At 48.7% G+C, this 26689-nt stretch carries 22 protein-coding genes and 1 other annotated feature; of the genes, 19 read left to right on the top strand and 3 right to left on the bottom strand.

Features of this window, described 5'->3' with window-relative positions; all coding sequences use genetic code 11:
* The first annotated feature begins 102 nt into the window (after positions 1-102).
* From BM101_RS05640 to BM101_RS05630, 3 genes are all read left to right on the top strand, one after another.
* A complete protein-coding gene (locus tag BM101_RS05640) occupies positions 103-765 on the top strand; it encodes a DUF1345 domain-containing protein (RefSeq protein WP_177194405.1) in 663 nt (220 codons plus the stop codon).
* A gap of 215 nt (positions 766-980) precedes the next feature.
* Positions 981-3242 carry an RNA polymerase recycling motor HelD gene (gene helD / locus BM101_RS05635; RefSeq protein WP_245825746.1) on the top strand — a complete coding sequence of 754 codons (2262 nt, stop codon included), beginning with the start codon at positions 981-983 and terminating at the stop codon, positions 3240-3242.
* 204 nt (positions 3243-3446) lie between these two features.
* The gene (locus tag BM101_RS05630) at positions 3447-4370 is read left to right on the top strand and encodes an AEC family transporter (RefSeq protein ID WP_087033247.1); all 924 of its coding nucleotides are present in this window, start codon (positions 3447-3449) and stop codon (positions 4368-4370) included.
* A gap of 374 nt (positions 4371-4744) precedes the next feature.
* Here the strand turns inward: BM101_RS05630 and BM101_RS05620 are convergent, their stop codons facing one another.
* Positions 4745-5248 (bottom strand): ECF transporter S component, encoded by a 504-nt coding sequence (locus BM101_RS05620; RefSeq protein WP_087033249.1) that lies wholly within the window; start codon positions 5246-5248, stop codon positions 4745-4747.
* A gap of 169 nt (positions 5249-5417) precedes the next feature.
* Here BM101_RS05620 and BM101_RS05615 point away from each other — a divergent pair, with 169 nt between their 5' ends.
* From BM101_RS05615 to BM101_RS05555, 13 genes are all read left to right on the top strand, one after another.
* On the top strand, positions 5418-6281 hold the full coding sequence (locus BM101_RS05615) for a pyridoxamine kinase (RefSeq protein ID WP_087033250.1): 864 nt from the start codon (positions 5418-5420) through the stop codon (positions 6279-6281).
* Between the two features lie 67 nt (positions 6282-6348).
* Complete coding sequence (locus BM101_RS05610) at positions 6349-7269, top strand: ketopantoate reductase family protein (protein WP_087033251.1); 921 nt, start codon at positions 6349-6351, stop codon at positions 7267-7269.
* A gap of 57 nt (positions 7270-7326) precedes the next feature.
* Positions 7327-9135 (top strand): oligoendopeptidase F, encoded by a 1809-nt coding sequence (gene pepF, locus BM101_RS05605; RefSeq protein WP_087033252.1) that lies wholly within the window; start codon positions 7327-7329, stop codon positions 9133-9135.
* 122 nt (positions 9136-9257) lie between these two features.
* On the top strand, positions 9258-9470 hold the full coding sequence (locus tag BM101_RS05600; RefSeq protein ID WP_087033253.1) for a YwbE family protein: 213 nt from the start codon (positions 9258-9260) through the stop codon (positions 9468-9470).
* 326 nt (positions 9471-9796) lie between these two features.
* Positions 9797-11239, top strand: coding sequence for an oxaloacetate decarboxylase subunit alpha (locus BM101_RS05595; protein ID WP_087033254.1), 1443 nt, complete (start codon positions 9797-9799; stop codon positions 11237-11239).
* A 17-nt stretch (positions 11240-11256) separates the two neighbouring features.
* The gene (locus tag BM101_RS05590) at positions 11257-11565 is read left to right on the top strand and encodes an OadG family transporter subunit (protein ID WP_087033255.1); all 309 of its coding nucleotides are present in this window, start codon (positions 11257-11259) and stop codon (positions 11563-11565) included.
* A 41-nt stretch (positions 11566-11606) separates the two neighbouring features.
* Positions 11607-11948, top strand: a complete 342-nt coding sequence (locus tag BM101_RS05585) for a biotin/lipoyl-containing protein (RefSeq protein WP_087033256.1) — start codon at positions 11607-11609, stop codon at positions 11946-11948.
* A 16-nt stretch (positions 11949-11964) separates the two neighbouring features.
* Positions 11965-13095: a sodium ion-translocating decarboxylase subunit beta gene (locus tag BM101_RS05580; RefSeq protein WP_087033257.1), complete on the top strand. Its 1131-nt coding sequence runs from the start codon at positions 11965-11967 to the stop codon at positions 13093-13095.
* Between the two features lie 219 nt (positions 13096-13314).
* Positions 13315-13764, top strand: a complete 450-nt coding sequence (locus tag BM101_RS05575; RefSeq protein WP_087033258.1) for a MarR family winged helix-turn-helix transcriptional regulator — start codon at positions 13315-13317, stop codon at positions 13762-13764.
* A gap of 271 nt (positions 13765-14035) precedes the next feature.
* Positions 14036-15469, top strand: coding sequence for an MDR family MFS transporter (locus BM101_RS05570; protein WP_245825748.1), 1434 nt, complete (start codon positions 14036-14038; stop codon positions 15467-15469).
* 201 nt (positions 15470-15670) lie between these two features.
* Positions 15671-15901: a binding site (T-box leader), on the top strand.
* 83 nt (positions 15902-15984) lie between these two features.
* Positions 15985-16635, top strand: a complete 651-nt coding sequence (locus BM101_RS05565; RefSeq protein WP_087033259.1) for an amino acid ABC transporter permease — start codon at positions 15985-15987, stop codon at positions 16633-16635.
* Positions 16628-17350, top strand: a complete 723-nt coding sequence (locus tag BM101_RS05560) for an amino acid ABC transporter ATP-binding protein (protein ID WP_087033260.1) — start codon at positions 16628-16630, stop codon at positions 17348-17350. Before BM101_RS05565 ends, BM101_RS05560 begins: the two co-directional genes overlap by 8 nt.
* A gap of 30 nt (positions 17351-17380) precedes the next feature.
* Positions 17381-18235, top strand: coding sequence for a transporter substrate-binding domain-containing protein (locus BM101_RS05555; RefSeq protein ID WP_087033261.1), 855 nt, complete (start codon positions 17381-17383; stop codon positions 18233-18235).
* 465 nt (positions 18236-18700) lie between these two features.
* Here BM101_RS05555 and BM101_RS05550 read toward each other — a convergent pair whose 3' ends face one another.
* Positions 18701-19684 (bottom strand): permease prefix domain 1-containing protein, encoded by a 984-nt coding sequence (locus BM101_RS05550; protein WP_087033262.1) that lies wholly within the window; start codon positions 19682-19684, stop codon positions 18701-18703.
* 464 nt (positions 19685-20148) lie between these two features.
* Between BM101_RS05550 and BM101_RS05545 the strand changes: the two genes are divergently transcribed.
* Genes BM101_RS05545 through BM101_RS05535 form a run of 3 tightly spaced genes read left to right on the top strand, consistent with a single transcriptional unit; the run spans position 20149 to position 25368 of the window.
* The gene (locus BM101_RS05545) at positions 20149-21972 is read left to right on the top strand and encodes a tellurite resistance TerB C-terminal domain-containing protein (RefSeq protein ID WP_087033263.1); all 1824 of its coding nucleotides are present in this window, start codon (positions 20149-20151) and stop codon (positions 21970-21972) included.
* Entirely contained in the window at positions 21965-23293 is a 1329-nt protein-coding gene (locus BM101_RS05540; RefSeq protein WP_087033264.1) for a BREX system ATP-binding domain-containing protein, read from the top strand. The genes BM101_RS05545 and BM101_RS05540 overlap by 8 nt, the downstream gene beginning before the upstream one ends.
* Positions 23293-25368, top strand: a complete 2076-nt coding sequence (locus BM101_RS05535) for a DEAD/DEAH box helicase (protein ID WP_087033265.1) — start codon at positions 23293-23295, stop codon at positions 25366-25368. Before BM101_RS05540 ends, BM101_RS05535 begins: the two co-directional genes overlap by 1 nt.
* A 361-nt stretch (positions 25369-25729) precedes the next feature.
* Here BM101_RS05535 and BM101_RS05530 read toward each other — a convergent pair whose 3' ends face one another.
* Complete coding sequence (locus BM101_RS05530; protein ID WP_087033266.1) at positions 25730-26644, bottom strand: DegV family protein; 915 nt, start codon at positions 26642-26644, stop codon at positions 25730-25732.
* Between the last annotated feature and the right edge of the window lie 45 nt (positions 26645-26689).

Genomic DNA, 26689 nt, shown 5'->3' with positions numbered 1-26689 from the left:
TCTCGATAGAAAAGGCTTCCTGGTAAGTGGTATAATGCTGTTATGAAAAATAAAGAATGCAGCACGAAGCCAATCGGGTTTCGGCGGAGGGAGAGCGTATATATGGGAGAGACGAGACAAGCGGCAAAAGGCAGCCATCCAGATGGAAAGGATATCCGCAAAAAAAAGACGCGTTTCTTGATTGCGTTTATCATAGGCGTGCTCGCGGGCCTTGCCGGGGGATTTTTCCTGAGATGGGAGCTGGCCCCCTTGATCGGTTGGGACAGTGCGGCCGTAATTTTGCTGTATATGCTGTGGCAAGACTTCCGTGGGAGTGAAGCGGCCGCAACGGAAACCATGGTGGAAGAAGAAGATATCACGTATACCACGATCGATTTCATCGTTCTGATTGCCAGTCTGATCAGCATTGGGGCGGTTGCGTTCTTATTGACGAGCAAGGGGGCAAATTTTCTGGACATCGGTTTTGGCCTTTTCAGCATCGTCACCTCTTGGGCGACCGTACACGCCCTGTATACGCTGCGTTATGCGGAGCTGTACTATAAGGGTGTGAACGGCGGCATCGAATTCCAGGGGACTGAACAGCCTAAAATTTCAGATTTCGCTTATTTGGCTTTTACCATCGGGATGACCTATCAGGTTTCGGACACCGCTTTGACGAATACTGCATTCCGGAAAATGGCATTGGGGCACGCGCTGCTGTCCTTTGTTTTCGGGACGACCATCATCGCCACGACCATCAATTTTATTGCAAGCTTGAGCCGATGAGCTATTTTAGCCTTTATCCGGACGCATGCCAACCGCTGCGTCCCTTTTTCATGTCGCAAAATGATTCGCATGAAGTAGTAGCCTATTGTATCCCAAAATACGCTCCGCATAGCCAGATTCCTTTTCAGGTGGTATACTGCTAAAGGCCGTAATTTTAGCGAAGTGAAGAAAATCCATTGTCATTGCAGTTTTCTTCTGAAGAAAGGGGTGTTGTCTTGTTGGAAAAAGATCAAGCAACAGAACAAGAAAGAGTATACCGTGTCGTTCAGATCATCAAAAATGAATGGACCCGTTTAAAAGAACAAGTAGAAGTGAAAACGAAGAAGCAAAGACAACAATTGAAATTATCCAAGGAAATAAAGATCAGCCAAGGTTCAACCGAAAGCATGTGGGAATCGGCTGGCGAGCTGCGCGAATTCGAAAAGGATCTGATGATCCGGGACAAAGAATTGATCAACAGCAACAACCGCGTGGCCATCCTGGAAAAGATGCAGGCGGCGCCTTATTTCGGCCGCATCGATTACCATGACGAAGACGGCCAGGAAACCATCTACATCGGCATCGGTTCGTTGTTCGAAGAGAACGATAATCTGGTCGTCGATTGGCGTTCACCGATCGCCTCGCTCTACTATGAAGGAAACATCGGCGATGACGTCAAAATCAAGGTCGGTCAGCAGTCTCTGGCTTTCACAATCGACTTGAAACGCCAATTTTTGATCCGTGATGCCGAAATCGTGCGGATGCTGGACACCGACAACGTCATGGGCGACCCTTATCTGTTGGAAGTGCTGGAAGGACATTCCTCCTACCAAATGGGTGCGGTCGTATCGACATTGCAGAGGGAACAGAACCAGATCGTCCGGGAGACAAGAAAAGCTGTCACCTTGATCGAAGGCGTCGCCGGATCAGGCAAGACTGTGGTTTTGATGCAAAAAATCGCCTATCTGCTCTATGCCTTCCGCGACCAATTGACGGCAGAAGAGATTGTCCTGTTCTCGCCCAACAAAATTTTCCAGGAGTACATTTCCCAGGTGTTGCCTGCATTGGGTGAGCTGAACGTGGACAGCACAACCTTCAAGGATTTCATGAAACGGAAAGTCCCGCAGTTCAAGCTTGTGTCCCATCAAGACGAAAGGCTGACGAATGTGGCGCTGCTGAAGGACAGCCTGGCCTTCTATGAGGCGCTGAAGAGATACGCGGCCGTGTTGAAGAAACGGTACATGCGCTTCGCGGACATCCGTTTCCAGGATGAGGTGCTCATCTCCAAGGAAGAAATCGCCGCGCTGTTCTATGGCATCGACAGCGAAGGCTCGTTGGCCAGCAAACTGTTGATTCTGCAGAACAAGCTCTTGCACAAAATCAATCTCATCAAAGTGGATCAGCTGCGGGCGGTATGGGTCGAAGAAGCGATAATGAACCTTTCCAACCGAAATCTGCGCCATTATGAACTGCAGTCGCGGAATAAGAAGGCGGCGGAGGATGAGCTTGCGGAACAGATCATCGATACGGCGTTTGAACCGATCGAGCAAAAAATCGAAGCGCTGGCCTTCGTCCGCTACCAAAGTCAATATATCCATTTCCTGAAAGCCGTGCCTAAGCTTGTCAACCTGAGCGACTTCGGCTTGAATGAAGCCGACTGGAAAGAGCATATCGCGATCGTGGCGAATCATGTGAAAGCCAGACAGCTGTTGTTGGAAGACATGGATGCGTATGACACGCTCGTTCGCTTGCTGAAGGGGCCGACAAGCGCCAAGAAATATAAGTACATCTGTCTGGATGAAGTGCAGGATTTTTCGCCGTTCCAATTGCAGATGCTGAAAGATTCCTATCCGACTGCGCGGTTCGTGATGAGCGGGGACCTGAACCAGAATATCTTGATGAAACGGATGTCCTTCGAGGATCTGAAGAGAATCTTCGCCGATGACTCGTTCCGCTCGTTCCAGCTGCTGACCAGCTATCGTTCGACCAATGAAATCGTCCAGTTTTCGAACAGCTTCATCGAGCACGAAATACCTGCGGGCAACTATATCCGTTCCGGCCAGAAACCGGTCGTGATCCAGACCGAGGGACAAGGGGACTATATGGACTACGTGAAACGGAAAGTGGAGGAGAGCACAGCGGCCGGCTTGCGTGTCGCCTTCATCGGCAAGAACTACGCCGAAGCCGAGCGCTTCAGTGATGAGCTTGCGGAAGCGGACATCGCCTTCAGATCGGTGCAACGGGATACGGACAACAGCCATCATCCGGTCATCGTCATTCCGGCGCAACTCGCGAAAGGGTTGGAATTCGACGTGGTGTTCGCCCTTTGCCAATATCCGAGCCAAAACGTCATCGACAATGAACTGCAGATCGTCTACACCATCTGCACCCGCGCGATGCATGAACTCTATTTCATGGTCGCCGACAGGGAGGAACCGTTGCTGCAACGCGTCGATCCGAAAAATTATCAATTGGCGGAGCACGAATCAGGGCTCTGATGCAATGGAATATTAAAGATACTTCCTGGATGATGCGCTTATGGCGTCCAATCCAGGAAGTATCTTTTTTTGATGTTTTCTGTCACGATTGCCCAATCAACCGGTGCGGGTTGGGCTGATTTGGACACCATATTCGAGCACAAAGTGTGTTACTATTTAGGATAGAGATTAATTGGTAGTGGGTTAAAAAGAGGAGGCGTTTTTTTGGATGTTACGGTAGTTTTCAGCCGGATGATCATGCTGGTGCTGATTATGTTGGTGGGATATATTGCGACGATAAAGAAGGTATTTAATAAGCATGCGAATGCAAATTTCGCGGCGTTGATCGCCTATGTGACGGTTCCGGCGCTGGTGATCTCTTCGGTGGAAGGGGCAGGGGAATTCGGAACCAAGGCGGATACGCTCTTTGTCTTGCTGACGGCCACCTTGATGTATTTCTTCTCCGTCATTTTGTCTAGGTTCACCCCGAAGCTTTTTCGCACAGATGCGGATACGGAGGGGATTCTGCAGTTTTTGACGGTATTCACGAACAACGGTTTCATGGGTTTGCCCGTTGTGCAGGCGATTTTCGGAACCGGAGCCTTGTTCTATGCTTCCCTTTACGGCATACCCAATAACCTGTTGATCTATTCTTATGGGATCTATCTTATCACGAAGGGATCCCAAAAATCGAAGGCGAACTGGAAGGCCATCGCCCTGAACCCCGGCAACGTGGCCTCGGTTTTTGCCGTCTTCATTTTTCTTTTTGACATCAAGCTGCCTGCGTTGGTGATGGATACGGCCACAAGCATCGGGAACATCACTTCCCCGCTGGCCATGATCATCATTGGTTCATCGTTGGCGGACATCAAGATATTAGATGCCTTCAAGGGGATGAAAATCTACGCCTTCGCCATCTTCCGGATGGTTGTGGTCCCATTGTTCCTGTGGTGGGCTACGAAGGGCTTTTTGACAAATCCGATCATGCTGGGCATCCTCGTCATCATCGCAGCCATGCCGGGTCCGGCCATGGCGGTGGCACTGTCCACGCAATACGGCGGAAACACGGCCTTCGCGACCAAATACGTCTTCCTGTCGACAATGTTGTCCGTCATAACGATCCCGTTGCTGGCTTATCTGCTGTTTTAATATTTTGGGGACCCATTCGAAAAGGATGGGTTTTTTTGATAGGATAAGGTGTTAGACAATTTTTTATTTTGTTTTGAGGCATTCCGTATCGGCGAGCATAAAGCTTGTATGTTTATGTCAATTGAATGTAGAAATTGATAAAAATCTACCTCGCCGGGAACTGCAGGCGAAAAGCATGTTGAATTACCGGCGAAGCCGTGTTCACCGGTAATATGAAGTGATATCGGATTGGCTTTCCCGGTGAACTGGCCTCCGCCGGGAAAGCCGGGAACATTCGTCGTGGAGTTCCCGATGAGGAACATCATCGGGAACCGCAAGAGCAAAACAAAAAAACCGGCGGATTTCTCCGCCGGCCGCAAATCTTATCGAACCGTTTATTGTTTAGTAAATCTTTTATCAAGGGTAGGTTTCAGCATTTTGTACAACAGTACTGAAAGACCGGCACCCACAAGACCTTGCGCGAGGTTCAACGGGAAAGAGCCGATAGCGGCACCGACACCGAAGAGGATGGTATCCCCGATGAAGTAGCCGATCGCCATCCAGATGCCCGGTATGACAGTGGCAACCAACGGCTTTTGATGGCGCATTTTCTTGAACAGCCAGCCGCAGAGGAAGCCTTCCAAGCCTTTGACGATCAGGGTGATCGGGGCATAACTGGCGTATCCCAACAGTAGATCAGCCAAGGCGCTCCCGAGGCCGCCGATAAAGAATCCCGCGTTGCCGCCCAGGGCCAATCCGCCCAACAACAGCGTCGCATCGCCCAAATTCACATAGCCGAACGGTATCGGGATGCGGAACAGCATCGTCATCACGACGGTCAATGCCATGAACAAAGCAATCAGCACTATTTTGAACGTATTTGTCTTTTTATTCTCCATCTTCATTCCTCCACTCATTATTTTCTCATTATATACTTTTTGCGCAAGAAAGGCATTCCTTTCTTGGAAGAGATTAACATTCCTACAAATTGTTCTGTAAATGAAGCATTTATTGAAAAAAATGATAAAATGGATGCAATGGATTTTTATGAAAAAGAGGTGTGATCATTTGAAGCAACCGAGAGTACTACTCATTCAAGATATTTCTGCCAGCTGCCGCATTTCGATGAACGTTGCGGTTCCGGTTGTGAGCTGCCTGGATAATTGGGTAAGCATTTTGCCGACAGCGCTTTTGTCCACCCATACCGGTCAACCGTTCGCCGACTATACCTTTCTGGACTTGACGGAAGAGATGGGAAATATCCTTCGCCATTGGAAATCCTTGGGCATCCTATTCGACGGCATCCTGATCGGCTACTTGGGATCCCATTCGCAAATCGAATTGGTGAAGGGGATCATCAAAGAATTCGCAAAAGAAGACGCGCAGATTGTTTTGGATCCGGCCATGGCTGACCAAGGCGTCCTCTATCCCGGCTTCACGCAGGAATACGTGGAGGCGATGGCGGAACTCTGCAAAGAAGCAACCGTCATCGTGCCAAACATTACGGAGGCCTGTTTCTTGATGCAGCAGCCTTGTCTGACCAAACCGTATCGGCTGTCCGACATCGAAGCGTTGTTGGACGGCCTGCGCCAATTGAGCCAATCGGCCGTTATTTTGACGGGCGTGACATTCGATGCCCGATCGATCGGCGCGGCATGCGCAAGCGAGGAACGGGCAGCCGCTGATTATTTCTTTGCCCCAGCCTATCCGGGCCATTTCGACGGCGCGGGGGATCTGTTCACCAGCGTCGTGGGGGGGTTTTTATTCCAAAAACAACCGTTGGCGGTGGCGACCGAGACGGCCGTCAGCTACAACAACAAGGTCATTGAGCGGACCATCCGAAACGGGGTGGAGGCTTTCTACGGACTGCAATTTGAGACCGATCTGCCTTATTTGATTGCGCAACTCCAAAAAAACAAGCTGAAAGTTTGAAAAGTTGCAAACGTGCGGAAGCCTAGACTGCAGCCAAAGATAACATGGAAAGAAAGGGTGTAATGTTTTGAAGATAGAAACCGTAGCGATTGTAGGGTTGGGAGCACTGGGCATTTTGTATGGACATCATTTCACGAAAGCCATCGGCAAAGACCGCGTACGCATCGTCGTGAACAAGGAACGGATGGAACGGTACGAAAAGGAAGGCATCGTCTGCAACGGCGAGAAGTGCGCATTCCAGTATGTCGATGAACGCGCCGAGATGCAACCGGCTGATCTGGTCATCATCGCGGTGAAGGGGACGAACCTGGATGCGGCGATTGAGACGGCCCGGCATCAGATCGGGCCGGATACGACCATCCTTTCGGTCCTGAACGGGATAGCGAGCGAGGAAGTTTTGGCGAATGTCTTCGGCAGCGAAAAAATCGTCCATTGCGTCGCGCAAGGGATGGATGCACTCCGCAGCGGAAACGAAGTGAACTATGTGCACATCGGCGAATTGCGCATCGGCATCGATAAGGACGAACCTCAAAAACAGGCACGGCTGGATGCCGTGACGGCCTTCTTCGAGGAGACGGCCTTGCCGTATGTGGTGGAGGACGACATCATGCACCGGATGTGGGCGAAATTCATGCTGAACGTCGGGGTCAACCAAGTGCTGATGGTGAAGGAAGGCGTTTTCCGCGATATCCAGGTGGAAGGTCCCTCAAGGGAATTGATGATCGCCGCCATGCGGGAAGTCTTGCCGATCGCCCAAAAGGAAGGCGTAAACCTGACGGAAGCGGATTTGGAAGAAGACTTGGCGATCATCGGGAAGCTATCGCCGGCCGGCATGCCTTCGATGCGGCAGGACGGCTTGGCGAAGCGCCCTTCGGAAGTCGAACTGTTTTCTGGGACGGTGCTGAAGAAAACGAAAAAATACGACCTGCATGCACCGGTCAACCAGTATCTGTATGACCGAGTCAAAGAAATCGAGGCTACTTACTGATCAGGAACGGAACCGTCTGCGGTAACGTCCACTATCATTTCAAGGAGAGAGAAATATATGGCAAATGAAGAACTGAAGAACCGGGCGGATGTCACGGCAGAATTGACGTGGGATGTCACGGCATTATATGAAACAAGGGCGGAGTTCGAGGCTGCGCTGGCAGGTTTGAAGGCTGCGACAGAAAAGTTCTGCGCCAGCTATGAAGGGCATGTGATGGATGCAAAAACGATCGTTGCGGCCTTGAAGGAATACGAAGGGATCACGCAGACCGTCTCGTGGGTGGACCATTACGCCATGCTACCGGAAGCAACCGATTTGACCGATCCGGCCAATGTCGAACTGTCCCGTCAAGTAGCTAATGCTTTGGCGGACATCAACGCCAAACTGACTTTTTTTGAGTCGGAATTGATGGACTGCGATACGGCAATACTCGATCAGGTAGTCCTGGAAGAGCCGGCATTCGCCTCTTATATGCGGCACATCAAGAAAGATAAACAAATCCAATTGGATCCTGCGGTTGAAAAAGCGTTGGCGCAATTGGCGCCTACGCTGAATGCATCCAGCGACATCTATGAACAGGCGCGTCTGGCTGATATGGATTTCGGGACGTTCACGGTCGGAGGGAAGGAATATCCGTTGAGTTTCGTGCTCTATGAGGATTATTATATGTATCATGACGATACGGCGGTCCGCCGGGCAGCTTTCGATGCGTTCTCGCAAGTGCTGGGAGACTACCAGAATGTGGTCGCAACCGCCTACTACACACAAGTTCAAAAGGAGAAGACGCTGGCGACCATGCGCGGCTTCGACTCCGTCATCGATTACTTGCTGTACGGACAGGAAGTGACGCGTGAGCTGTACAATCGCCAAATCGATACGATCATGAACGACCTTGCGCCGGTCATGCAAAAATACATCACGCATCTGAAAGAGGTACGCGGATTGGACAGGATGACCTACGCCGACCTGAAGATTGCGCTGGATCCGGATTATTCGCCGGAAGTGACGATCGAGAAGTCCAAAGAAATGGTGAACGATTCGCTGAGCCTATTGGGGGAAGAATACGTCGCCATGATTGCGCAAGCTTATCCAGAGCGCTGGATCGATTTCGTGCAAAACAAAGGCAAATCCACCGGGGGCTTCTGCACCAGCCCTTACGGAAAGCACCCATACATCCTGATGTCATGGACGGACCAGTTATCTGATGTCTACACGCTGATCCACGAGTTGGGCCACGCCGGGCAGATGATCCTTTCCAACGAGAGCAACAGCATCTTGGGTGCGGAGCCTTCGCTTTATTTGATCGAAGCCCCTTCGACCTTCAATGAACTGTTGCTGACGGATTCGTTGGCGCGCAAGAGCGCAGATGTGCGGATGCAGCGCTTCGCATTGACCAAGATGCTGTCCGATACCTACTTCCATAATTTCATCACGCACTTGCTGGAAGCCGCCTATCAGCGCGAAGTCTACGCCTTGATCGATGACGGCAAGAGTTTCGATGCGGCGAAGCTGAGCGAAATCAAACGGACGGTGTTGGCGCAATTCTGGGGTGATGCCGTGGAAATCAATGCCGGTGCGGAATTGACCTGGATGCGCCAGATCCACTACTATATGGGCTTGTACTCCTACACCTACTCGGCTGGACTGACCATCGCTACTCAGGCTTTCCTGCGCATCAAACAAGAAGGCGAGACAGCCGTGAAGCAATGGCTGGCATTCCTGGCTTTGGGTGACCAACTGGAATCGGCGGAAGCCGCAAAAGTGGCCGGGGTGGACATCACGACCGACAAACCGTTGCATGATACCATCCAGTATCTGAATGAAGCCGTCAACGAAATCATTTCATTGAGCGGAAAAATAAACTGACCCTAACCAAGAAGGCAACGCCCCCATCGGCAATCCAAGCGATTGCCAGTGTGGGCGTTTTTCTCAGTCTACTGTCGGACGGGATATGTTATACTGAGGGGACCGAAAAGGAGTGGATTCGAATGGATGGAAAACAAAGAAAGAACATAAAGATCGGGGCATTGGTTGACATCGTGCTGAAAAAAGATCAACGGACCGGCACACTGACAAGAGGGCATGTCAAACGCCTCCTGACGAACAGCGCGCAACATCCCCATGGCATCAAAGTCATGTTGGCGGAAGGCGACCAAGTCGGGCGCGTCCAAAACATCGTTGACGAAACAGCAAAGAAATAGCCGCAGCGGAAAAATCGTCTTGATTCTGAACAGTCTGCACACACTCAAAAACAGCAAGGCTGGCTTATAAAAGCGATAAAATATGATGAAAAACGCCGATAAACAGATAATATGTAGATATTATCTGTTTATTAATTATCTAGATAGTATATAATGTATATATATATGAAAAACGCATCACTATATTTCCGTTCCATCCAAGCAGCCGGTTGCTGAATGGATGGAATATGGCTCTCATTTAAATGTAAGCGCTTTAACGCAAGGGGTTTAAGGGAATCGTTGGGAAAAGGTAGGGCGATAGAGTGATGATACAAGGGGTGGACGGAATGGATGAAAGAACCAAAGTACGTTTTACGGAAACTGTTTTGCGGGATGCCCACCAAAGCTTGATGGCAACCCGGATGTCAACTGCAGATATGCTGCCGATTGTGGAAACGATGGATGAAGCCGGCTATTATGCCCTCGAATGCTGGGGCGGGGCCACCTATGATGCGGCCATCCGCTTTCTGCATGAAGACCCTTGGGAACGGCTGCGCGAAATCCGCAAACGGGCGCCGCATACCAAGCTGCAGATGCTGCTGCGGGGGCAGAACCTGATCGGCTATCGGCACTATGCCGATGACATTGTGGATAAGTTTGTGGAAAAGGCTGTGGAAAACGGGGTCGATATCTTCCGCATTTTCGATGCTTTGAACGATACGCGCAACCTGCAGGCATCCCTGCAGGCCGTCAAAAAATATAAAGCCCATGCGCAATTGGCGATCTGCTACACAATCAGCGAGGTCCACACAATCGCCTATTATACGGCGCTTGCGGAAGAATTGGCGGAAATGGGAGCCGATTCCATCTGCATCAAGGATATGGCCGGCATCTTGACGCCGAAGGTAGCAGCGGAACTCATTCCCGCCATCAAAAAGGTCATCGACGTCCCTTTGAATATCCATACGCACGCAACGAGCGGCATTTCGCAGATGACCTATATGGCGGCGATTGAAGGCGGAGCGGATATCATCGATTGTGCCATCTCACCTTTCGCCGAAGGGACAAGTCAACCGCCGACCGAATCGATGGGATTGGTGCTGGAGGAGTTGGGCTATGATACAGCCCTGAATGTCTTTAAGCTGGAAGAAATCGCCGATTACTTTAAACCCGTGCGGGACCGATACCTCGCTTCCGGGGAATTGGATCCGAAAATGATGGGCGTCGATCCGAAAGCCTTGATCTATCAAGTGCCCGGCGGCATGCTGTCAAATTTGAATTCGCAATTGAAACAAGCCAAAGCCAGCGACAAATACGAAGCGGTGTTGAGGGAAGTGCCGCGTGTCCGTGCGGATCTGGGTTATCCGCCCTTGGTGACGCCGATGAGCCAAATGGTCGGAACGCAAGCGGTCTTCAACGTCTTGACAGGGGAACGCTATAAAATGGTTCCGAATGAAGTGAAGGATTATCTGCGCGGGAAATACGGGAAGACGCCTGTCCCAATCGATGGCGCTTTCCGCTTACAGATCATTGGGGATGATGAAGTGATCACCGACCGACCCGCCAATCATCTGGAGCCGGAATTCGAAAAATTGAAAGCGGAATTGGGCGATTTGGCACGGAACGACGAAGACGTTTTGACCTATGCCTTGTTCCCGCAAGTAGGCAAAGCCTATCTGGAAGAAAAATATGCCCCGGAAAAAATAGCGAAAGCAATTTCTTACGATGACAAGGGAAATAGGGATGCTGCTGAAGATATCATCCGCATTCAAGCACGGTACCGCAGATAGAGGGAAGGGTGAAACGGATGGAAACATTTAGTCTGATGGATGGCATGGTCGTCACAGTCGTTGCGATGGTGGTTGTTTTTGTTGTCTTGACTTGTCTATGGTTCATGGTCGAACTGACCCATAAACTGGTCGGTGATCCGACGGAAGAAAAGGCTATGAGCGATAAAAAAGAGCTTCAACGGACAAGTGCGACGCCAAATGCAACAGTGAATATAGTTGTGGATGAGAAACGGGCGAAGGCGGCAGCCGTTACGGCGCTGGTGATGGCTTACGAAGAACATCCCGCCAAAAAGTTCGAGATTGTGGAAGTGGTCCGCGTCAAGTGACGGTCAGGAAACAGGAAAAAATATTTCTAGGAGGTTTTTTTATGAAAAACTATGAAATTGAAATCGACGGCCAAATTTATCGAGTGAAAGTGCGGGAATTGCCGGATGATGCCGAAATGGGAACGTCGGAAAAACAGCCGCACGTTTTCCAACCATCGCAACCAATCGCCAGTGGAAAAGAAATGGCAGCCCCGATGGCGGGAACCATTCTGCGGGTACTCGTCAAGGAAGGGCAGAGCGTGAAGCGCGGCGAAAACCTGATCGTGTTGGAAGCCATGAAGATGGAAAATGAGATTGTTGCACCTGTAGACGGGGTCATCCAGAAAATATTGGTGAAACCGAACGAAAAAGTCGAATCTGATCAGCTGCTGTTGATTCTGTAGGAAGGGGGGCACCATCATGGTACAAGCTTTGACAGAATTAATCCGGACATCGGGAATCGCGAATACAACGTATAAAGAAGTCATTATGATTGCAATCGCATGTTTATTCTTATATCTTGCCATCAAAAAAGAATATGAACCCTATCTGTTGATTCCGATCGCTTTCGGGATCCTATTGGTCAATTTGCCGCTGGCTGGGTTGATGAATGCACCTGCAGATGGCCAGCCGGGCGGGCTGCTCTATTATCTGTATCAAGGGACGAATCTGGGCATTTATCCGCCGTTGATTTTCCTTTGTCTAGGGGCAGCCACCGACTTCGGTCCGCTGATCGCCAACCCGAAAACCTTGCTGCTCGGAGGCGCAGCGCAGTTCGGTATTTTTGCCGCCTTTTTTGGTGCTTTGGCATTGGGCATGACGCCGCAGGAGTCAGCTTCGGTCGGCATCATCGGCGGGGCGGATGGCCCGACCGCCATCTACCTCACTTCCAAATTGGCGAATCACCTCCTGCCGGTCATCGCTCTGGCCGCCTATTCTTATATGGCCTTGGTTCCGATCATCCAACCGCCGATCATGCGTCTGTTGACGACGGAAAAAGAACGGCAGACGGAAATGAAGCAAATGCGGGTAGTCAACAAGGCGGAAAGGGTGTTGTTCCCGATTGTAACGACCATTTTCATCAGCCTGGTCGTGCCTTCCGCAACATCCCTGATCAGCATGTTGATGCTGGGGAATCTGGTCCGCGAGAGCGGTCAGGTGCCTAAATTATCGGACACACTGCAAAATTCCTTCATGTATATCATCACAATCATTTTGGGCGTCACCGTCGGGGCGAAAGCGAACGGCGACCTCTTCCTCTCGGCCACGACCCTCAAAATCATCGTGATGGGCTTTTTCGCCTTCTCGGTCGGCACCGCAGCCGGCGTTTTGATGGGCAAATTGATGTACAAATTGACCAACGGGAAAATCAATCCGCTGATCGGGGCAGCCGGTGTTTCCGCCGTTCCGATGGCAGCGCGTGTAGTGCAGAAGGTAGGCATCAAGAGCAACCCTTCCAACTATCTGTTGATGCATGCGATGGGCCCGAATGTGGCGGGTGTTATCGGCTCGGCCGTGGCAGCCGGTGTGTTGCTGGCATTCTTCGGGTAAAGAAAAATAGACAAAAAAATAGCTGGAAAGCATCCTTCCCGTCCGCTAATCTGGACGAGAAGGGTGCTTTTTTGATAAATATATAGAGTAAAAGTCAGATTTTTTCTATTTTTTTAAGAAACCTACTAAATTTTCTTTTGCAAAAAGTGTTGACTAGTCAACGTGGGGGTAATACAATAAGTGTTGACTAGTCAACTAGTTGCAGAGGTGGTGATAACTATGGAAAAAGAAAGTATGCATTTCGTAAAGCTCAATAGTAAGATTTATAGAAACATACAAATTCATTTGGATAAGGCTTTAAAAAAATATGAACTAAGCAGTGGCTCTTGTCCGTATTTATTTATCTTAGAGAAAAATGAAGGTATTAGCCAAAATAAAATGAGCAAAGAAATAGGGAATGACAAGGCAATGTCAGCGAGGACCATTACAAAACTGATAGAGCTAGGTTATGTGTATAAAGAGCAAGATGAAAGAAATAGTAGGGCTTATAATTTATATCTAACAGAAAAAGCTAAAGAGATTATTCCCGAGATTCATGCAGAAATTCAAGCTATGATGAATTTAGTGACAGAAGAATTAACAGAGGAAGAAATGCTTATTACGATGAGGTCCTTAAAAAAGATTTTTGATTGTACTCAAAGATTAAGGGATGAAGAGACCCACCAATAGTACCAAAGGCTGGTTCGAGAATGTTGCAGTTTGGAGTCGAAATGATGAGTTTAAATCGTAAACAACGAAAGCAAACTAGTAAAGAATCAGATTAATAATTTTATTCATGTTTTGCCCATATAAAAAAACTTTTAAGGTAAGTCAAAAAGACTCCCCTTAAAAGTTAATATATTTACAACACTGTTCTAAAACATAATCTTCCACTAAAAAAGTATCATTGTTTTTAATGGATTGAATTGATTTACTGCATTGAACCGGAAGGGGTTTTTATTTGGAAGCACCAATAGAAAAAGAAAACTATTCAAAGAGGCAGGTACTGTCGATTTTGGGTGTCATTGTGATGGGGTCGTTCGTGACCATCCTGAACCAGACGCTCATGAGTACGGCATTACCAAGTATCATGAAAGAATTTTCGATAACAACAACACAAGGGCAATGGCTGACAACGGCCTATATGCTCATCAACGGGATCATGATCCCGATATCCGCCTATCTGGTGGGCCGATTCACAACGAGACAACTGTATCTTTTCGCCATGCTCTTTTTTTCACTGGGAACGTTCGTCGCCGCAATCTCAACCCAATATTGGATGTTGATAGGGGGGCGGATGATACAAGCTGTAGGGGCGGGCATTGTCCTACCGCTGCAGATGATCGTCATTTTGTATATGTATCCGATCGAAAAACGGGGATACGCCATGGGGATCATCGGATTGGCGATGAACTTTGCGCCTGCCATCGGTCCGACTTTCTCCGGTTGGGTCGTCCAGAATTTCGAATGGAATAGACTGTTTTACTTCATCCTGCCGATCGCACTCATCGACATCATCATAGCGCTGTTCGTCATGAAAAATGTAGGAGAAGTCAGCAGGCCGAAATTGGATTATGTGAGTGTCATCTATTCCACACTGGGTTTTGGCGGCCTGTTGTTCGGATTCAGCAATGCATCATCCAACCCGTTTTTCAGCATGATGGTCTTGCTGCCGTTGGTGGTAGGTGCCGTTTCACTGATTTTGCTTGTCAAAAGATGCAACAAATCAGCTTTCCCATTGCTGGATTTCGCTGTGTTCCGCTATAAAGGCTACCGCACGAGCATCCTTATTTCCTTTGTCATCACTGCTGGCATGTTCGGGTCCATCTTGTTGATCCCGATCTATCTGCAAACGATCCGCGGTTTTTCGCCGATGACATCGGGTATGGTGCTCTTGCCGGGATCGATCCTCATGGCCGTCATGAGCCCGATAACAGGCAGGCTGTTTGATAACTATGGGGCCAAAAAATTGGCTGCCTTTGGGTTGGTGCTCATAACGGCAGCCACTGCTGCGTTCGGTTTTATCGATCTGGAAACTCCAATTGCGACGATCGTCCTCCTGCAGATGGTCCGTACGCTCGGTTTTTCGACCACTTTGATGCCGTTGCAGACGGCAGCCTTCAATGCGGTGCCGATGGGATTGGTCTCCCATGCCTCCGCGATGTTCAATACGCAAAGGCAGTTAGCTGGATCTTTGGGAACAGCCTTGTTCGTTGTAATCATGACGATAGTATCACAGGCTACAGCAACGAATGGACAGGTAACATTGCTTGCCGATTTGGCTGGCTTCAGAGCCGTATTCATTATCGTCGGCCTCTTTTCGCTGATCGCACTCATCATGACGCTGCTGATGAAAGAGGAACGCGGAGCAGTCGGAATCATCGATGCGGAATAAGCGAGACAGAAATCGGTCAGCCCATCCATAACGGCACACTAGTGTAGGGTGATTCTTAGAACGCGTTTAAGATGAATTGTTGAGGCGCTTATGGTAGGAATAGGAAGTCAAAAAGTCAAAATAAGCGTAAACTTAAATAAGGTTACAGTTGACAGCTGAATTGAAATCTTATATCATAAATTAATACCAAAACTTAATAGAACAAAGTCAGTGATGAAGAGAGTAGATTTGAATATTTTCTCCAGCGAGCTGGGACAGAGTGGAAGCCCAGCAGTAAAATATCAGATTGAAGCGCACTTCGGATGACGAAAAGGTGAACGTTCAGTAGCCTTTTACGCATTTTATGCGTTAATATAATCGAGGTGGATGTGTTGTTTCGCAACAGATCAACTAGAGTGGTACCGCGGAATCAAAAATTGACCCGTCTCTTGTAGAAATACAAGGGGCGGTTTTTTAGTGCGCAAAAAGACCACATCAATCAGAGCAATCATAATAAAGAAGGAGAACACAAGCAAATGAATTTAAACTTTTTTCAGACCTACATGCCGCTTTACTTGCAAGGTGCCGGTTACACAATCGCCCTTTCCATCAGTTCAATCATTATAGGGGCTATTTTGGGTACAGGGTTGGCATTAATGAGAATGTCGCCGAACCAGCTGCTCAGCAAATTGGCTTACGGCTATATCCAGATCATCAGAGGGACCCCGCTGTTGGTTCAATTGTTCATCATCTATTATGGACTGTACGTCATCAACATTGAACTGCCGGACTTCCTTTCGGGGGTCATCGCCATCTCAATCAACTCGGCGGCCTATATCGCTGAAATCATCCGTTCCGGTATCCAAGCGGTCGACAAAGGCCAGATGGAAGCAGCCCGTTCCATCGGGATGAGCAAACGTTTGGCGATGCAAAAAATCATTTACCCGCAAGCAGTCAAAAATATCCTGCCGGCGTTGGGGAACGAGGTCGCAACACTGATCAAAGAAACATCCATCGTATCCGTTCTGGGACTACGGGACTTGATGTTCGCATCCAATACCGTCCGCGGGGCGACGTTCATGCCATTCTTCCCGTTGGTGATTGCTGCCGTGCTATACTTCATCATGACGACAGTCGTTGCGAAGTTAGTGGATATGCTAGAAAGGAGAATGAAACAAAGTGATTAAAACAGAAAATCTTACCAAATCATTTGGCGACAAACAAGTATTGAAGGGTATAACGGAAGAAATCCAAGCCGGCGAAGTGGTCGTTATCATCGGCCCATCCGGATCGGGGAAGAGCACTTTCCTCCGTTGCCTGAACCTTTTGGAAGAACCTACCTCGGGCAAAGTGATTTTCGAAGAGCAGGTCATCAATAAAAAAGGGACGAACATCGATGAAATCCGCACAAAGATGGGAATGGTTTTCCAAAGCTTCAATCTTTTCCCGCATTTGACGGTCTTGGAGAACATCACCATCGGCCCGACTTATATAAAGAAAGTGTCAAAACAGCAGGCGGAAGCGACGGCGATGAAGTTATTGACCCGCATGGGCATGACCGAGAAAGCGAATGTCTATCCGAAATCTTTATCCGGCGGCCAGCAACAACGGATCGCCATCGCCAGAGCGTTGGCGATGGAGCCCAAAATGATGCTGTTCGATGAGCCGACATCGGCCCTTGACCCGGAAATGGTCGGAGAAGTATTGCAGGTTATGAAAGATTTGGCGCTTGAAGGGATGACCATGGTTGTGGTGACACACGAAATGGGCTTCGCGAAGGAAGTGGGAGACCGCATCCTCTTCATGGATGGCGGGTATATTGTGGAACAAGGAACGCCGGAACAAGTTTTCGGCAATCCGCAAAATGAGCGTACAAAGGACTTTTTATCAAAAGTCCTATAATACAAAAAAACAAAATTTGGAGGGGTTAAGATGAAAAAAGGATTATTGAAATTGGTTTTGGGAACGATGAGTATTTTAGCTTTGGCAGCATGCGGCAATACAAGCGATAAGTCAGACAGCTCCGCAACAGCATCATCAGCGTCAACGGCTTCAACTGATAAATTACAAGAAATCAAAGACAAAGGCAAATTGGTGGTGGGGACATCGGCTGATTATCCTCCATACGAATGGCATCTGGTAAAAGACGGCAAGGATACAATAACTGGATTTGATATTGATATCGCCCAAGCAATCGCCGATGAAATTGGCGTTAAGTTGGAAGTGAAGGACGTGGACTTCGATGCACTGATCCCATCATTGACGACCGGCAAAATCGATATGATCATCGCCGGCATGAACCCTACGGAAGAAAGAGCGAAAAGCGTCGATTTCACGGATATCTATTATACACAAAAAGACGTTATCGTGATCAGATCGGAAGATGCAGCCAAGTTCACTTCAGAAGACAGTTTGAAGACAGCTAAATTGGCTACCCAAAAAGGGACCATCCAAGAAGACTATCTAACGACAACCTTCCCGGATGCAGAAATCCAGTCCGTACCGAAATGGAACACAGCCATCCTATCATTGACGACCGGTAAAGTGGATGCCGTCATGATGGTAGAAACCGTTGCGAAACAATTCATTGCCCAAAATGAAGGCTTGATGATCGCCAATTTTGATATTGCCAGCACGCCAAACGAATCAGCTATCGCAGTTGCGAAAAACGGCGGCGACTTCCTGAAAACAGTCAATAACATCGTAGTTGGAATGAGAGACAGCGGCAAGATCGAAGAGTTATACCAAAAAAATACACAAATCATGCAAGACAATACAGCTGAGTAATCTTTTCTCAGAAAAAGTGAGGCCCGAGCGCAGGATGCGTTCGGACCTCACTTTTTTTGATGCAATCTATTCAACTTTTTCTGCTCTGATCGCTTAATCTCCGGTGAAACGGAGTCCCGCCGGAGCAGAGAATCCAAAAAAAATGTTACCTCCGGTCGGCTAGGCTTCGCCGGAGTTCGGCCACCCGGAAACAAGTCTTCTCCGGCCAACATTTTCCTTGCCGGAGAAGAGTGCCCCGGGAGATCCCCGTTCCCCGGCGAACGCCTCCTTGGTCGGAGATGACGCCCTGCTCCGGTGAACCGGAGTCCTGCCGGAGAAGGGAATCCCCAAAAAAATGTTACCTCCGGACAGCGAGGCTTCGCCGGAGATCGGGAGTATTGCAACAGGAGCAGTAGCATGCAAGCCGAAAAAAGGAGGGACTGCCTCATTCGAGACAGTCCCCGTTTGGGCCGCGACAGTAAATAATCATCTTTTCTTTTTGAGCTCGCTATAGCCACCATAGACGGCGGCGAATACTCCGAAAAGGATGCCCACGACCGGGAAGATGATCCAGGCCGTCGCCCAGGCGTTATAGAGGAATCCGGCGATAAGATAGACGGCAGCGGCAAGCGGGAAGACGACGCCCGCTACGGTATCCGTCACTTTTTTGGTGCGCAGCTGCTCCGGCGAATTGTTTCTGCCGGAAAGGAGGATTGTGTAGGAATCGATCTGGATGCCATAGAATACGAACAGGAACACGCCGACTGCCACGAAGCTCAACAGGAAGACGACGGGTAAAGGATTTTCATTGCCAAGGAGAAGGACCGACAGCAGCAAAGCGATGGGTGCCAGGATGCAGAGGACGACACCGGCAGCGATGGCGACGGTTGTACGGGATTTTGATTCCCGTTGTTCCTTGCTCAGGTCTGCCCGCGTTTGGGCGTCCAGATGGATGATCTGATTGTTCAAGCCGTATTCGCTGTCCTTTGCCCCATAGATAATGAACAGAGCGACGGCGGCAGCCACAAAAACGAAGAGCGGAACCAATGCGAGGACATCAATGGTATTTTGGGAGACTCTTGCAGTGACCGCAAAGAACTGCGGAATTTCCCGGAACAGGATCATGGCAGCCGGCGCCATGATGCAGAGGAACACGCCCGCCGCCATGGCAAAGGCAAATTTATGCCGATGGTCCAAATAATCGTCCGCTTCGGCGGCGGACAGATGAATCGCGCCTTCAGGGATTATCTCCGTATTGGGCGTTGCGGCTGGTGCCCGGCTGCTGTCGTCGACATGGCCGAATTCCGCCAAGGCCGCGCCGATCGCTTCGTTTTCGTTTTTTCCATCTGCCAATAATTGTTGATACTTGGCCTCCATGTTCATAATCATCTCTTGCTTGCGCGTTGCCATTTCGGGAGTCTGCGGCAGATTCAAGAAGACCGAGTCCACATAATTACGTAGCGTGTTCATTATATTCTCTCCTTATCGATGATGCTGCTGGTGACGAGGTTCTTTTCATGAATGAGAGATTGGCAGCTGTTGCAATTGAGCTCATGAGGTTCTGAGATACATAGGATTGATAAGTGCTTTCTGTTAATTAAAGTGTAGCACCTTTGTTGCCTTAGGGAAAATGATAAGGGTGGAATGAGGTGGGACACGACCATATAGGTTTGGAATTGATTGAAATATTTATAGCCATTCCATTTCCCGCAAATTACGGTATAGTTTTATCTGAGGCGATTTGTAAGGAAACTATAGGATAATGTCCATGTAAAACCTCCAAATCGATAGAAAATCAGAAATTTTTATTTAAATGCAATGAGGAGGGCTCTTTAATCCAAGTTGCATAGAACGTGCGTTCTTGAATATGCGCGCTATAAGAAGTATACTTAGGGCATATTCTCTGCAGTGACTTGGGAAGGGGGGCCTCCAAAATGTTCGAATTCGTAAATAAAATATTCAAAAATAAGCAACTAACCGAAGAAGAAAAATTATCGATCATTGAATTGGTGAATAACGAGGAGTCTTTCATCAATCCAAGAGAGATCATCATAGAAAAGAGCCATCCAAAAAAAGCTGCGAAAGAGGCTTGGATCAGCTATGTTTCACCTCCCCTAAGAATGAATGACAATTTTACAAGGCAAGTGGAGGAAGTGATGGGCGCATTATTTGAAAGCTTATGCGCTGTGGTCGATGTGGAACTGAGGAAGAAACGCAAAAACATCAAAAATCTGAAATATGAGCGTTACTATTACCGCGTATCCGTCTTTGACGAAATATATCGGCTATCCAAAGAGGTGGTCTATTCGTTTTACAGGCTGGAAAATACGCATGTGGCTAATTTGTTTTCCTACGACCTGAAAGCCATGTTGTCCCGGGATATCCAAACAATCCTTGCGCATGAGGTTGACGCATGCCGGGAAAATTTACCCATTCCGGATGAGGAGACCAGAAAACAATTTGGATTGACACCATTCTCCACCAAAATCGTTTGGTGGGATCCGTCGGGAATGTTGCGGGACAAAGAAATCTTTGATGGGACCGAAAGGGATTATTTCAATCACCTGACGAGACGGGTGACGCGGTTTACTGAAGTACCGGCTGTCATGGCCCTTTGCTTGTCGAAATACGTAGACATTTTGCAGATCGTATTGCGCGATCTGGAGGATGAATCCATCAAATGGAAGATCAAACCCAATAATTATTTCAGGAAATATTTCCATCTGCCGCTGAATGATGGACGTGTCTGGGCAGAAACGGTACGTCTGCCAACGGATCTTTATCTCCTTGCCGAGAACACGATCCGTCAGGAGGTGGAGGGACTCCGTGTGCTGCCTGTTGAGGAAAGCCTGCAGAGTCTGCAAAAATATTTTCCGGATGAAACGTTCCGGAAGATGCAAGGCTATCTGAGCCAAAAAATTGAGATCGAGCTGGATTACCAAACCATTGCAGCCTTGCGGAACGTGAACAAGACCGTCTGGCATGAGTCTGCCAATCTCCTTATAAGCCGATCGGCGGAGCAGCTCAGCGTGCTGCTCGAGGATGTTGCAAAAGATCCGGATTTGAAAAAGATAGCCACGAAGGTGATCAAGCAGAGCGAGGATTCGGATAAGCGCATCCTGTTTATTTTCTTGATGGAAAGGACGGCTTTGCCGGTATCAAAAGCGCTGCAAAAAGAACGGGATGGCTTCATTCATCCAACCAGACAGGCCGATTATCAGCGTTTACTGGCGGATCCGAATCTGCCTATCAAAAGTTTGCCGGAACTTTTAAAGGAATGCACGCAACCGATACGCAGAGAAATCAAACTGGACACAGCCTTAATCACCGCATCACATTCTGCCCTGGATAACATCATCGATATGGTTGACACTTATCTGCGTGAAGAGGAGACCGGCGAAGGGCTAGTTTCGGCGGTCAGTCTGGATATTGTTGCCGAGACGGAGATTCCACCGGCAGTGGAGCAAAGAGAAGCAGAAAGTTTGGACTCTAATATAGAAGAATCCGAAAAACAGGACAGCGAACAGGAGCCAGAGCATATGCGTTTCCTCAAACAGGTAGTGGAAGGCAACGGGATATCTTTGGATGATTTCAAGGAACACGCAAAAAATAAAGGGAAACTCCATCAGGCATACTTCACAGAATTGAATGAGGTGCTGTATGAAATATTTGATGATCAGGTGCTGGTGATCAGCCACCAACAGGTCATCATTGAGGAGGATTTTATGGAAGAAATGAGGGACTGGATCTATGGCTGAAAGCAAGCTGAGAAAGAAGGATGCCCAGACGATTATTGCCTCGCTTGAGGCAGGTGTTGTTCCAGTAAAAGGGGTACAACATGTGTTGGTAGGCAGAAGCAACGAAGTCAAGGAAATCATCGATACCTTGCAAAAATTGGAAGACGGCAACAGCGATCTGCGTTTTTGGGTAGGCGATTTCGGTTCGGGGAAAAGTTTTGTTTTGCGGACGATCGAATCGTTGGCGCTGCAAAAGAATTTCGTCGTCTCCACGATCGACTTGACCCCGACGCGTCGTTTCTATGATTCATCCGGGAAAGCGTTGGCGTTGTACAATGAAGTCGTCAATAAGATCGTCATCAAAAATAACCGCGACGGGAATGCCATCGAGACGATCGTCCAACAGTGGATTCAGGTTCTGCTCGAGCAGATTGCCGCGGAAAATAGCCTCACCGTTCCCGTTTTGCTGGAAAAGTCCCATTGGAAATTGGTGGAGAATGCCATCCTGAAGACGACGAATTCCTTCTATTCATCGGGGCTTTCCTATGAATTCGGGCAGGCGCTGATGAAATATTTCGAAGGGATTGCGGGCGATAATATGTCCCTTCAGATTGAAGCGATTCGTTGGATCCGTGGGGATATCACGACAAAAACGGAAGCCTCCAAAGAATTGGGTATCAAGAACGTCATCAACGATGCAAACTATCTCATCGCGTTGAAGAATCTGGCGGAATTATTCCTGAAGATCGGCTACAAGGGATTTGTCATAAACTTTGATGAATCAGTCAATCTGTACAAATTGCCCCGCGCCTTGACCCGAGAAAAAAATTACGAAATGATCCTCAATCTGTATAACGAAACGAAAACCAATGAAGCAAAAGGCTTATTCATTAATTTTGGCGCAACGAAGAATACGGTCTATGACGAACGCAGAGGATTGGCCAGCTATGGCGCTTTGAAAACACGCTTTGGAAACGAATTGATGAAAAACAAAGACTATGTCAATGTAAACAGTACCGTCATCGATCTGAAGCCGCTGACAGCGGAAGAGATCTTCATCCTTTTGACCAAGTTGTTGGAAATATACAATACGGCTTATCAAACGGCGCTGTCGGTGACGGACAGCGAAATTCAGCAATACATGGAAGACCAGTTGAACCGGCCGGGAGCTGCGGCATTCTTGACGCCACGGTCCGTCATCAAGGACTTTATCGAAATCCTGTCCTTGCAGCGCCAAAATCCGGACCATTCTTTCGGCCAGATCCTTTCCGATCGGTTTGGCAGAAGGCAATCGGTCGTGGCGAAGGACGCAGATGACCACGATGAAATAGAGGTCTACTGATGCAGGCATTTGATAGTCTCAGCAGAGACATCCAGCAGTACATCTATGATAAAGGGTGGCCTAGCTTGACGAGCATTCAGAGTGCCGCCATCAAACAGGTTGCCAATACCGATCATAACCTCATCCTGTCCGCTCCGACGGCATCGGGAAAAACGGAAGCAGCATTCATTCCGGCGCTGAATAGTGTGGATGATTGGGAAACGGGACTGAAGGTGCTGTACATCTCTCCTCTGAAAGCCCTGATCAATGATCAATTTCAGCGCATCAGCGAACTCTGCCAGTATTTGGATGTGCCAATCACGCCATGGCACGGTGAAGTTTCCCAAGCGCAGAAAAGAAAAATTGTGAACCAACCGAAAGGCGTTCTGTTGATTACGCCAGAATCGATTGAGGGAATGCTGGTGAACCGTCCTGGTGAAGCGCAGCACCTCTTCAAAGGGGTAGAATGGATCATCGTCGATGAACTGCACAGTTTTCTGGGGACGGAACGGGGCATTCACCTGCAATCGCTGCTGCAGCGGATCAGCCAATTCATGCAATCTCCCCGTTTCATCGCGATGAGTGCAACCTTGAACAAGAAGGATTTCGGCTATGCGAAAGCCTTCTTCGGCAGCCAGCGGGATACGGATATTCTCGTGGACCGCGAAAAAAATGATCTGCTCATCACGATAGACTACACGAGTGGTGAGGCGGGTCCGTTCGTTGCAAGGGAATCCTTGGCGGCTATCTATCAGTATTCCAAAACGGAAACGATGCTGATTTTTCCGAATTCCCGCAACCGAGTGGAAGAAATCACCCATAAACTGGATAAGATGGCAAAAAAAGAGCACGCACCCATCCGCTATTTTGCCCATCACTCATCGGTGGACAAACTTTTGCGTGAGGAAGTGGAATTTTTTGCCAAAAACAACGAGGATCAGTTGTTCACGATCACCTGCACCTCCACCTTGGAATTGGGCATAGACATCGGATCGGTGGACAGCGTGGTGCAGTATGGCTCCCCACCGTCAACATCTTCTCTCAGCCAAAGACTGGGACGCAGCGGACGGCGAACCCATCAAAGCATCCTGCATATCGTGGAGGATGACTCATGGGAGATGCTTCAGACCTATGCCGCGCTGGATTTGCTGGAACGAGGGGAAATGGATGCCACGGAAATGATCGAGACGCCCTACAATGCGTTGGCGCATCAAGTGATGGCGATCCTCTTCCAAAGGGTCAGCATGCCGATGACGCAATTGTTGCAGCTGAATAAAACCTTTCCGGTCTGGTCAGCGATACCGGATGCGGATTTGGCGTTATTGATCGACTACATGGTGGAAAAAGATTTCATCGAAATCATGGAGGAAGAGGCAATTGTCGGCTTGGAAGGGGAGCGTCTGCTGCGCTCCAGGGATTTCTACGCACTGTTTTTCACGACCAGTGATTTTTCCGTCCATTACCAGCATGAGCGCATCGGCAGTCTGCCGTTTACGCCTGATATCCAAATCGAAAGCAAAATTCTGTTGGCGGGCAGGGTGTGGATCGTGAAAGATATCGATGTCAAGGCAAAGCGCATCATGGTAGAAATGACGAAAGAAGGAAGACCCCCGAAATTCATCAGCGATGAAGGGTTCGTTTCCAATGAAGTACGTGAAAATATGGAGAGGCTGTTGCGGACGGGAGATTATCTGACCCTGAACAATGATAAGATTACACGGGATTTTGATTTTCTGAAGAGGGAACTCTACTACGATGACGGGAACTATTGGTATGAGGACAATCAGACGAACATAGGCATCGTGACCTTCAGGGGGACGAGGTTCAATATCGCATTGCTGCTGCTCATCAAGAGCATCGCCGCTGAGGGAGAAAAATACCAATTGCACGATAAGCATTCCTTGATTACGGGGCCCGATATAAAAAGAATGGTGGAACGGCTCGCTGGAGAGGATGTTTCTTTGGATGCTGTCGTAGCGTATCTGGAGAAAAACGAGAAGGCCATCGAAGAGTTGACGGCCCATCAAAAATTCATGCAATTGGTCCCCAAAACCTTGAAAATCAAGTGGATCCTGAATAACTTCTTTTCGATTTGAAGGTGACAGACGACGAAAGAGAGCTACCTTACAGCTGATGGAAAAGTCTCGTTCATAATTTGAATTGATGAATAAAGTGACGAAGAGGCTGTCTCCTTTTTTGAAGGCAGCCTCTTTTCAGTGCGCTCGGATTTATCCGGACGAATTCCAACGAATGGGCATCACACTGCTGTGCTCCGGCGAACGGAGGCTTCGCCGGAGTTCAGCCCACATTATCCGTTCGTCCTCCGATAAGGGCGGCTTCGCCGGAATAGCGGCTGACTGTTGCCGTTATCCTCCGGAGCGCGTCTGCTTGACCGGAGCAGCGTGCCGATTCCGCGGCTCTCCTCCAGCCAGTGGCCCCTTCCCCATTAAATTGTTATTACGCTTTCTCCATATTAGCGTTTAAATCTTCCAAAAACGCAGGGCGTCGATCGTATTTCGCCGGAAATTCGGAAAGGGCGAACACGCCGACGCCACCGATGCCGAGATGCACCCCTAGAACTGCACTGACCCTTAATATAATAAAAGTAGCTTCCGGCAATGCTTCGCTCAGCATCGTCTTGAGTTTCTGTGCGGTTTCCGGATCACCCACATGACTGATGACAATCAGTTGATCCGTGTGGGAACCGATGTGATCCAGCGTATTTTTGCTGATGCGTTTATAGACTCTCTCATGCCCGCGCAAGAGCTGATCCATCACAATTTTTCCTGCCTTCACAGTCAACAAAGGCTTGATGTTCAGCGTATCGCCGATGAGGCTGGTTGCTTTGTTGATGCGGCCTCCTTTTTGGAGCCAATCCAGATTAGCGATCGTGAAGGAATAGGAAGTATGCTCTACGATTTCTTGCACGGCTTGAGTAATTTCCTCATGGGAATAGCCTTTATCCAGCATATTCAGAGCCTGGATGGCAGCCAGGCTTGCGCCGCCACAGCCGCCTTGCGAGTCGATCAAAGTCAATTTCATGTCCGGATATTCTTCGCGGTACATCTCAAAAACTTGATGTGCTACCGCGTAGGTTCCCGACATAGCGCTCGAGAAAGCCAAATAAATCAAATCTTCATTGGCATCGCGGTTCCGGTCCAGTATTTCCATTAGGCTAGCGATGTCAATCTGTGAAGTCTGGGGTACATCGCCTTTGCGCATCACTTCGTAGACGCGTTCCAAATCGATTTCGATGCCGTCCTTGTAGCTTTTGCCGTCGATGATGATGTTCAAGGGCAGATACTCCAGTTGGGGGTGCTTGCGCATCGCTTCGTTAAGGTCGCAGGTTGAATCCACTATTAATTTTGTCAAAATGTCCACTCCTTATTTCCACTGAAATAGCTAGCTCAATCGGTC

Origin of the sequence: Trichococcus palustris (assembly GCF_900114465.1) — a bacterium.
GTDB classification, from domain to species: Bacteria; Bacillota; Bacilli; order Lactobacillales; family Aerococcaceae; genus Trichococcus; species Trichococcus palustris.
Note: the sequence above shows the minus strand (reverse complement) of the source record. Positions and strands in the feature narration are given on the sequence as shown.

Excerpts from the sequence above, each read along its gene's own strand:
- BM101_RS05640 (WP_177194405.1), top strand. The coding sequence starts at position 103 with ATGGGAGAGACGAGACAAGCGGCAAAAGGCAGCCATCCAGATGGAAAG.
- BM101_RS05620 (WP_087033249.1), bottom strand. The coding sequence starts at position 5,248 with ATGGAGAATAAAAAGACAAATACGTTCAAAATAGTGCTGATTGCTTTG.
- pepF (WP_087033252.1), top strand. The coding sequence starts at position 7,327 with ATGGCAAATGAAGAACTGAAGAACCGGGCGGATGTCACGGCAGAATTG.
- BM101_RS05600 (WP_087033253.1), top strand. The coding sequence starts at position 9,258 with ATGGATGGAAAACAAAGAAAGAACATAAAGATCGGGGCATTGGTTGAC.
- BM101_RS05595 (WP_087033254.1), top strand. The coding sequence starts at position 9,797 with ATGGATGAAAGAACCAAAGTACGTTTTACGGAAACTGTTTTGCGGGAT.
- BM101_RS05590 (WP_087033255.1), top strand. The coding sequence starts at position 11,257 with ATGGAAACATTTAGTCTGATGGATGGCATGGTCGTCACAGTCGTTGCG.
- BM101_RS05585 (WP_087033256.1), top strand. The coding sequence starts at position 11,607 with ATGAAAAACTATGAAATTGAAATCGACGGCCAAATTTATCGAGTGAAA.
- BM101_RS05580 (WP_087033257.1), top strand. The coding sequence starts at position 11,965 with ATGGTACAAGCTTTGACAGAATTAATCCGGACATCGGGAATCGCGAAT.
- BM101_RS05575 (WP_087033258.1), top strand. The coding sequence starts at position 13,315 with ATGGAAAAAGAAAGTATGCATTTCGTAAAGCTCAATAGTAAGATTTAT.
- BM101_RS05565 (WP_087033259.1), top strand. The coding sequence starts at position 15,985 with ATGAATTTAAACTTTTTTCAGACCTACATGCCGCTTTACTTGCAAGGT.
- BM101_RS05555 (WP_087033261.1), top strand. The coding sequence starts at position 17,381 with ATGAAAAAAGGATTATTGAAATTGGTTTTGGGAACGATGAGTATTTTA.
- BM101_RS05550 (WP_087033262.1), bottom strand. The coding sequence starts at position 19,684 with ATGAACACGCTACGTAATTATGTGGACTCGGTCTTCTTGAATCTGCCG.
- BM101_RS05545 (WP_087033263.1), top strand. The coding sequence starts at position 20,149 with ATGTTCGAATTCGTAAATAAAATATTCAAAAATAAGCAACTAACCGAA.
- BM101_RS05540 (WP_087033264.1), top strand. The coding sequence starts at position 21,965 with ATGGCTGAAAGCAAGCTGAGAAAGAAGGATGCCCAGACGATTATTGCC.
- BM101_RS05535 (WP_087033265.1), top strand. The coding sequence starts at position 23,293 with ATGCAGGCATTTGATAGTCTCAGCAGAGACATCCAGCAGTACATCTAT.